Raw genomic sequence first — 517 nt, 5'->3', positions numbered from 1 at the left:
ATTAACTGATGTCATTCGCTTGAAATAGAAAGAGCAGCCTAGAGCTGCTCTTTTCTTTTAAGAGGATAACATTATCCACGATGGATATTGTCATTCGCCTGTTTCAGTAAGTTTTGGCTCTCGTTCATAAATTGCTGAGAGTATTGGCCAAACCAATCACTCACCTGCTCAAAACTTTCTACAAATTTAGCCTTGTCTTTGCTGTCTAAAATCGCAAGCGCTTCCCCAAAGCGTTGATGGAAACGCTTGATCATATCGATGTTCTCTTGCGATGCGAGAATGATGTCACCGTAGAGATTTGGATCCTGACCGAACAGACGCCCCACCATTGCTAATTCAAGACGATAAATTGGCGAGCTCAGTTTCAACAGTTGCTCAATATTCGGGTTCTCTTTGCTAAGGTGCATTCCGTAAGCAAATGACGTGAAGTGGCGCAGCGCTTGGATTAACGTCATGCCATGGTCGTGCTCTTGCGCATCAATCTGACACAAGCTCGCGCCCCAAATACCAAACTGTT

Annotated in this window: 1 protein-coding gene; it reads right to left on the bottom strand. The window is 44.3% G+C overall.

Annotation, left to right across the window (positions count from 1 at the left end):
- Window positions 1-71: 71 nt before the first annotated feature.
- Window positions 72-517: prephenate dehydrogenase dimerization domain-containing protein (locus R7Q11_RS29390; protein ID WP_225467370.1), on the bottom strand; the 446-nt coding region annotated here is incomplete at its 5' end.

This window comes from Vibrio sp. 970 (genome assembly GCF_033339075.1).
This window is presented reverse-complemented; position numbering and strand designations above follow the sequence as displayed.